The following is a 6,000-nucleotide window of genomic DNA, read 5'->3' on the forward strand; positions in this document are numbered from 1 at the left end:
AATGGAATGAACCCAAATTTATTCTAGCATACCTTACGTAAAAAACACTTATAGTTGTTCTTTCGCTTTTCCCGCGGCCGGAAATATGAGTTAATATAGATGTCGGGCCGACGAATCACGGGAAAGGGGGCTGATCGAAGTGATTACAGTGAGTGAGGTGGCTGCCGCGTAAGCGGCGCCGCAATAAAACGGGGGGCTGGGAACAGCCTCCCTTATTTATGTTTGACGATACCTGTGTTAAGATAGATCCAGTAAAAACCAAATTTTGTATGAAGTTCATTTCCAAAAAAGCTCAAAAATTCGGCTTTGCTGAATTCAAGATTCGATGTCGAATAAGCTTCCATGAAACATCTTCGTGATCAAAAGACGAATTTTTGACTACCTACACCAAATTTTGAAAGGGGGAAGCGAGCATGTTGACTTATGTCGTAACAGCAGTTGAGGACGGACCACGAAATAAGGAGGTACATGATCGTGAATTACAAAAATGGAAAGGATGTTCTTCCCCCTAGGCTGTTGCAGGAGCTCCAAACCTATATTCAAGGTGAGCTGCTGTACATTCCCAAACCGGAACGGTCGAGGGCGTTATGGGGAGAACTGAGCGGATCCCGCATATCCATCGCCAAGCGGAACGAAGAGATCTTCCGCCTTTATCGCGCCGGGAACACGGTTCGGGATTTAGCCGGAAGATTCCACCTCTCCGATGAAAGCATCCGCAAAATATTAACCAAAATGCGCAGCCTAAGACAACCCGCAGCCGTGATCGAGTAATCGGCAATGAGGGATCATCCAATGACAAATCCAATGATAAACCATAAGCCAAGACCGGCTGGTCTTGGCTATATTTATGTGGAATCAGGTATAATGGAGTCATATCCTACTTGTAGCCTATTCTAAATTGAGGTGACCCCCTTGACGCAGCAACAGCAACCCGAGCAAGCTTCTACCTCCGCGAAAGCGGTAAAAATATGCGCCTATTGCGGCAAAGCCAAGCCGCTGGGCGAATTCCTGCGCCGCACCGGCAAGCGCTCCGGCAAAGGCTCCCGCCGCGGCGCCTGCCGCAGCTGCCGGGCGCAGCGCAAGCAGCAGCTGGCGCAGGCCGCGATGCCGCTGGCCGCGGCCCACGAGCCCGCTGGCGCAGCGCTTGCGGCGCCTGCGGCAGTGCCCGCCGCGGCGGCGCCAAGCGGCGGCGGCCGCGCGGGCGAAGCCGCGGCCGGGCCAAGCGCGCCGCCGGGCGCGGAGGCCGCCGCCGCCGGCACGGCCAAGGCGGCGCGCAAACGCAAGCGCAAGCGCCGCAGCAAGAAGGCCGCGGCACAGGTCGCGGCCTTGAAAGACGGCGCAAGCGCAGGCAATGCGGCGCCGGCCGCAGCTGCGGGCCGACATGGCGCCGACGCCGCACCGCCCAATCGGCGGATCAAGCGGGCGCTGCCCGCCCCGCCGCCGAAGGTCGAGGGTCCTGACGTCCGGACCCTCCGCCCGAACCGGAACGGCATGATCCGCCTGCGCGGGCGAACCGACAAAGGTCGGCGCTGGCAGCAGGAGATCGACTTTGAGCTAGCTGTCACGCTCGTGCGCGAGCATATGGCTGTCATCGTGAACCCGTTCACCATTCGGCGACTGTACACCAACAAAGCGTTCCGCCAGTATATCCTGAAACGGGATAACTACACCTGCTTCTTTTGCGGGGAATATGGCGATACGATCGACCATCTGCTGCCTAAAGCCAAGGGAGGTCACACGACCCCAGTCAACTGCGTCTGTGCCTGCAACCTCTGCAATCAGAGTAAAGCCGACCGGTGGTTGGACGACTTTATGCAGGATGACGCGCTGTAAAGGTCCATTAAATAGAATAGAATAGACGCTCCAACCCTACTGTTGCACTTCTATTCGAAAAATCGAATACAATCAGGCCGCTTCGGCAATTTAGGCCGAATGTATATGAAATTTCATATACATTCGCGCATGCTGAAGCCATTTGCCCTGAATCTATGCGAAAAACCGAATACAATTCGGTTTTTCGCCTTCTTCGGTATGTTAGATATGAAAAATCAAATACATTTCCGCCCCCGTAAAACGTCGCGTTGTACCTAGGGGGGTCCTAGGGAAGCCCGAGTGCGCGCGTGCACGATTCCCCATCCGCTCATTTGCCCTGCAATCTTAGGCCTCCAAGCTCACCTTGGCCGCATACTCCGACGCCTTATCGCCAGAGACGTAATCCGGCAGCCTCTCGCCATGCAACAGCCACAGCTCGTGCAGCGCCCGGGTGCAGCCGACGTAAAGCAGCTTGGCGTCCTTCGGCCCATAATGCTCCTGATCCACATCCGTCACGATCACGGCATCAAACTCCAGACCTTTCGACAGATACACCGGCAGCACCGATACGCCGCCAGCATATTGCGTCAGCTCTCCATTGATCAGGTTCGCCTCCAGCCCGCCTTCGCTTAACGCAGCATACAGCTCCTCAGCCTCCCGCATCGTCCGGGTCAACACCGCCGCCGTGCGGAACGAACCGCCCAGCACCTTATCCAGCGCCTTCCGAATCAGCGCCAGCCGCTTCTCGCCATCCGCCTCCAGCAGCCGCACCGGCTCCCCGCTGCGAAATACCGGAACAGCCAGCAAATCCGCCCCAACGCCCCGCTCGAGAATCTCATTAGCAAATTGGATGATCTCCATCGTCGATCGATAGCTGCGCGTTAACGCAAAATAAGCGTTTTCGTCCGGTCGGAATAACTCCTTCATCTCATCCCAATGGCGCACTCCTTTGTAATAATGGATACCCTGCGATAAATCCCCGAGAATCGTAAAGGAATGCCCCTTAACGAAACGGTCCAGCACATGAACCTGAAATGGGGCGAAGTCCTGGGCCTCGTCGATGACGACGTGATCGAAGGTCAGGTTGCCGTCGATCTCATTGATCAATGTGTATAGGTACAGCAGGGCTGCCAAATCTTCTTCCTTAATGGCATTTTTCTTCAAACGAGCTTGCGTATCCTTCCAGATGCCCGCCGGAATCCGGTCCGAGACATCAACCATCCCTTCCGTCCCGCCGCTCTTCCGAATGCCAAACAACTCACGGTACAGGCTGAGCGGCGTAAGCTCCGGCCACTTTTTGGCATAGCTTTTTTCCCGTTGCTGGGCCTTTTTCTTCCGATCCTTGAGCGCAGCCGCCGACGGCACCTTCTTCAGCTCCATTTCGATCCAGCGATGAATGCGTGCCAGCACCCGTTCCTTGCGGCGGGCCACCGGATAGTGCCGGTATTCGCCTTCAAACCAGACCAGGATTTCTTTGCGCGGCAGTCGCGCCCCTTCCCAAGGCTCGAAATCACCTTCGGGCACGCAGCCGGATTCGAGCATGCTCACAGCCGCGTCGATGATCTCCTTGAAAACCATCGAACCTTTGAAGCGTCCAGGCAGCTCCGCATCCTGCCATGTTTCCGCACCCTTTGCCCCGCCGTCAAACCACCGCGACAACGCCTCGGAACCATCGGACGGGACCTCATCCAGCTCCAATACCTTGGCCGCCCAATCGCTGAACGTGCTCTGCTGGATATCCCCTACGCCTAGCTCGGGCAACACTTCTGAGATATAATCGATAAACATATGGTTTGGCGCAAAAATAACTAGCCGTTCCGCCTTAATTTGCTCCTTATACTGATACAGCAAAAAGGCCAGCCGATGCAGCGCCACGGTCGTTTTCCCGCTGCCGGCTACGCCTTGGATAATCAGCGCCGTATTTTTTGCCGCACGGATAATTTGGTCCTGCTCAGCCTGGATCGTCGAAACGATGTCGCGCAGGCGGTTGTCCTTGTTCTCGCCAAGCCGGTAAACGAGGAACTCATCCGATACGGCCGGACCGTCGCTGTCGCGATTATACGTATCCACCACCCGGTCCAGGATGCCTTTGCGAATCACGATGTTTCGCTTTAGATACACCAGGCCCTCGATTAAACCCTCAGGCGCCACATAAGAAGCGTCGTCACCGCCCGTAAACGAGTAGAACAGGCTGGCCACCGGCGCGCGCCAATCGATAACGATCGGATCTTTGCCGTCTTGGTCGCCAACCCCAACCTTGCCGATATAAAGCGGCGTTTTTCTTCTTCCTTGTTCCTCGAAATCCAGCCGCCCAAAATACGGTTCATGGATCGATTGCTCCAACAGCTTACGCTGGCTTTCCCTGTTCTCTTCAAGAAGTTGTTCGGTAAAGTCCTGCCCGGTGTACACCGGAATCGAACGCAGCCGCTTGAGCTGCTGATCGATCTCTTCCAAGGTGCGGTCGAGCCGCGCCTTCTCTTCTTGATAGGCACTTTGAAAATCATCCATTTCAGTTACCTCCTAAGTTTTTGTGTACTCCAGACTCAAAAGGAGTTTCATTATACCACTACCTCCATCCAAAAGGCGAATTTTCGCAAAAAGAAAGACGCGGATAGGGGTGACCTTAGGCCACCCCTATCCGCGTCTTAATGATCTCATCTCTTCTATGCTTTATCCGATGGGCGCTTCAAGCCCTGCTTCAGCTTCTCGACCGTTTGCGCAATCCGGTTCTGCCGCGTTTCCGCTCGTTTCGCATCCAGAATCCATTCGATATACGCCTTCTGGTGAGACGGCGCCAACTCGGCAAAGAACTTTGCCGCCCCCGCCTCATGCCCGAGCGCTACTGTCAGCTCTTCCGGCGCTTCCGGCGGTTGTAACGGCTGGCGTTTCGCCTTCGGTTCCCCGGTACTCGCTGTGCGGCGCGAGGACCCCGGCGTTAGCTTCACCTTATCCGCCGGGCGAAAACGCATCGCAGACCAAGTTTCGTCCACCGAAACTAACGCGATTCCGTCGAAACCAGCGGCTTTGACCGTCTCCCAGCCTTGGTCTCGGGTCAGATCCGTGCCTGCTTTGGCACCGCCTTTCGGATAACATAACCATAACAGCCCATCTGGCTTAATGGCGTGCAGCGCTTGGCTCGCCCTTTCCGCCACGTCCCGAATCGATTGGAAGAACATCTGCACGAACTCATACTTTCCGGCCAACTTGTCATCTAAGGTGGTATGCTCCGAGCTTAACCCCAACTGCTCCACGAAACCCTCCGGCGCATCCAGCACGAGCAGGAGGTCGCTATCCGAGGGGAATCGTAGCTTCTTGGCAAGCTCCAGATTCATGCGCGCACGCTCCCGCGTTCGAGCAATTCGCGCACCGCTACGCTAACCATGATCAACCCAACGACCGGCGGCACGAACGAGTTGCTCGCTGGAGGCTGCTTGGCTTTGCGAATCTTAGCGCCGGCTGGGGCGATCTTCTCCGTCACGTCCTGACGAGGTTTTACCGGCGGCTCCGTCGAAAAGACCACCTTTACGCCCTTCTTGATCCCGTCCTCACGCAATTTCGTCCGAATGACACGAGCCATCGGATCCATATGGGTTTTCGAAATATCCGTGACTTGGAATTTCGTCGGGTCCATTTTGTTGGCAGCCCCCATACTCGACAAGATCGGAATCCCCCGCTTCAGGCACTCCTTGATGAGATGGATTTTGTAAATGATCGTATCCGAGGCGTCCAACACGTAATCAATCTCGTATTTAAATAACTCTTCGTAGGTCTCTTCCGTATAAAACATATTGAGCGCGATTGTTTCACACTCCGGGTTGATCAGCTTGACCCGATCACACATCAGATCGGCTTTTTTCTGCCCGATTGTCGTCGTCAAAGCATGAATTTGCCGATTGATGTTCGTGATATCGACGACATCCTTGTCGATCAGGATGATCCGGCCGACCCCGGTTCTGGCCAGCCCTTCGACCGCCATCGCCCCTACCCCGCCGATGCCGAGCACGGCTACCGTGCTATTCTTGAGAATATCCAGTCCCTCCGCCCCGATGGCGAGTTCTGTCCGCGAAAATTGATGAAGCATGGTCTAGTGTACCTCCCGATAGGTTGACATCTTATATATGATAGGACAAATCAGGGCTCGGAAGCAAGTTGTTCCAGCCAAAGAAAAGGCTCTCCTGCAGGAGAGCC

Annotated in this window: 5 protein-coding genes; 2 read left to right on the forward strand and 3 right to left on the reverse strand. The window is 55.4% G+C overall.

Features of this window, described 5'->3' with window-relative positions; translation table 11 throughout:
• The first annotated feature begins 474 nt into the window (after nt 1–474).
• Together M0651_RS15490 and M0651_RS15495 are read left to right on the forward strand one after the other, a co-directional pair.
• Nucleotides 475–771: a CD3324 family protein gene (locus M0651_RS15490; RefSeq protein ID WP_248552646.1), complete on the forward strand. Its 297-nt coding sequence runs from the start codon at nt 475–477 to the stop codon at nt 769–771.
• Between the two features lie 141 nt (nt 772–912).
• Complete coding sequence (locus M0651_RS15495) at nt 913–1,833, forward strand: HNH endonuclease (RefSeq protein ID WP_248552647.1); 921 nt, start codon at nt 913–915, stop codon at nt 1,831–1,833.
• Nucleotides 1,834–2,157: 324 nt separating this feature from the next.
• On the opposite strand, the gene M0651_RS15500 is transcribed toward M0651_RS15495, so the two are convergent.
• The 3 genes from M0651_RS15500 to M0651_RS15510 all read right to left on the reverse strand — a co-directional run bounded on the left by M0651_RS15500 (nt 2,158) and on the right by M0651_RS15510 (nt 5,893).
• Nucleotides 2,158–4,320, reverse strand: a complete 2,163-nt coding sequence (locus M0651_RS15500; RefSeq protein WP_248552648.1) for a HelD family protein — start codon at nt 4,318–4,320, stop codon at nt 2,158–2,160.
• A gap of 155 nt (nt 4,321–4,475) precedes the next feature.
• Nucleotides 4,476–5,144 carry a YdeI/OmpD-associated family protein gene (locus M0651_RS15505; protein WP_248552649.1) on the reverse strand — a complete coding sequence of 223 codons (669 nt, stop codon included), beginning with the start codon at nt 5,142–5,144 and terminating at the stop codon, nt 4,476–4,478.
• On the reverse strand, nt 5,141–5,893 hold the full coding sequence (locus M0651_RS15510) for a tRNA threonylcarbamoyladenosine dehydratase (protein WP_248552650.1): 753 nt from the start codon (nt 5,891–5,893) through the stop codon (nt 5,141–5,143). The genes M0651_RS15505 and M0651_RS15510 overlap by 4 nt, the downstream gene beginning before the upstream one ends.
• Nucleotides 5,894–6,000 lie beyond the last annotated feature (107 nt).

The organism is Paenibacillus mellifer (genome assembly GCF_023195895.1).
Lineage (GTDB): Bacteria > Bacillota > Bacilli > Paenibacillales > Paenibacillaceae > Fontibacillus > Fontibacillus mellifer.

Excerpts from the sequence above, each read along its gene's own strand:
- M0651_RS15500 (WP_248552648.1), bottom strand. The coding sequence starts at position 4,320 with ATGGATGATTTTCAAAGTGCCTATCAAGAAGAGAAGGCGCGGCTCGAC.
- M0651_RS15505 (WP_248552649.1), bottom strand. The coding sequence starts at position 5,144 with ATGAATCTGGAGCTTGCCAAGAAGCTACGATTCCCCTCGGATAGCGAC.
- M0651_RS15510 (WP_248552650.1), bottom strand. The coding sequence starts at position 5,893 with ATGCTTCATCAATTTTCGCGGACAGAACTCGCCATCGGGGCGGAGGGA.